A 1,850-nucleotide genomic window follows, 5' to 3' on the forward strand; every position below is an offset into this window, starting at 1 on the left:
GGTGCGCAGACCCAGGCCCGCGGCGAGGCGGCCGAGGTCGCGCACCAGCTCGGCGAGCTCGTCGGCGCCCAGCGGCTCGACGAGCCCGCGCAGGGCGTCGGAGGGTGACCACGTGTCGGACTCGGCGAGCAGCCGCCCGGCGACCTCGTCGAGGTCGGCGCGCAGCATCCGCTGGTACTCCTCGTTGGGCATCTCCTCGAGCCGCGCGCGCAGCTCGGCGCCCCCGCGACGTTCGAAGAGCTCGCTGATGCGACGACCCCACTTGACCACGACGACCTGCCAGCCGGCGGCGTCGAACATGCCGGCCAGCCGGGCGATCTGCAGCTCGGGCACGACGCGGTCGAGCGACTGACGATTGACGTCGACCACCCACAGCACCTCGCCCAGGCGAGCCACGGACGGGTCGGCCACGGCCTCCCAGATTGCGCCCTCGTCGAGCTCGGCGTCACCGAGCAGGCTGATGAACCGGCCGGCCGGGGGAGCGTCGGCGAAGCGCGAGGCGACGTAGCGGTGTGACATCGCCGCCCACAACGCGGCGGTCGCGCCGATGCCGACCGAGCCGGTGGAGAAGTCGACGGTGTCGGGGTCCTTGAGCCGCGAGGGGTAGGACTGCAGCCCGCCCTTGGCCCGCAGCGTCGGCAGGTAGGCCTCGTCGAGGTCACCGAGCAGGTAGTTGAGCGCGTGCAGCACCGGTGAGGCGTGCGGCTTGACCGAGACCCGGTCGTCGCGCTCGAGCTCGGCGAACCACAGCGCCACCATGATGTCGACCATCGAGGCCGACGACGCCTGGTGGCCGCCGACCTTGACGCCGCTGTCGTTGACGCGCCCCGCGTTGGCGGCGTCGACGATCGAGGTCGCGAGCCAGAGCACGCGACGCGAGATCTCACGGAGCAGGGCGGGCTCGGGCCGGCCGGCGGCGGAACTGGTCACGGGGCTCCTCGGATCAGACGCCGACGGGGCGCCGCGTGTCGCTGGTCGACGCACTGGTCGACGCACTGGTCGACGCACTGGTCGACGCACTGGTCGACGCACTGGTCGACGCACTGGTCGACGCACTGGTCGACGCACACTGTGCCAGCCCGGCCGCGAGGTCGTCGATCAGGTCGAGCGGGTCCTCGAGCCCGACCGAGAGCCGTACGACGCCCGCGTCGGGTCGCGCGTGTGCGGCGACGGGTCGGTGGGTCAGGGCCGCGGGGTGCTGGATGAGCGAGTCGACGCCGCCCAGGGAAACCGCGTGGGTGAACAGGTCGACCGACGAGGTGAGCCGCGCGGCGGCGTCGTACCCACCGCGCAGGGTGAGCGCGACCATCGCGCCGGTGCCGCGCATCTGGGTGCCGACCAGTCCGCGGGGGTCGCCTTCGAGGCCGGGGTAGTGCACGCGCGCCACCTCGTCCTGCTCCTGCAGCCACGACACCAGACGGCGGGCGCCGTCCTGCTGGGCGCGGACGCGCAGCGGCAGGGTCGCGAGCCCGCGGTGCAGCAGGTAGGCGCCGAGGGGGTGCAGCAGGCCGCCGGTGACCGCACGCACCTGACGCAGCGCCGAGGCGGTCTCCTCGTCGCAGGCGATGACGCCGCCGACGACGTCGCCGTGGCCGCCGAGGTACTTCGTGGCGCTGTGCAGCGACATCGCTGCCCCGAGGGTGATCGGGTTCTGCAGGACCGGGGTCGCGAAGGTGTTGTCGACCAGGACCGGCACGTCGCCGGCAGCGGCGACGGCCGCGCGGATGTCGAGCATCTCCAGGGTCGGGTTGGCGGGCGTCTCGACGAGCACCAGGGCGGTGTCGGGGCGCACGGTGGCGGCGATCTCGTCCTCGGTGCACCAGCTCACCTCGGTGCCGAGGAGGAGATCG

At 73.2% G+C, this 1,850-nt stretch carries 2 protein-coding genes; both read right to left on the reverse strand.

Annotated features, from left to right (window positions below; genetic code table 11):
- A partial coding sequence (locus VOI19_RS18875) for a 1-deoxy-D-xylulose-5-phosphate synthase N-terminal domain-containing protein (RefSeq protein WP_323794475.1) occupies positions 1-930 on the reverse strand: 930 nt, incomplete at its 3' end.
- 13 nt (positions 931-943) lie between these two features.
- Positions 944-1,850: trans-sulfuration enzyme family protein (locus tag VOI19_RS18880; RefSeq protein WP_323794476.1), on the reverse strand; the 907-nt coding region annotated here is incomplete at its 5' end.

This window comes from Nocardioides sp. (genome assembly GCF_034670285.1).
GTDB lineage: Bacteria > Actinomycetota > Actinomycetes > Propionibacteriales > Nocardioidaceae > Nocardioides.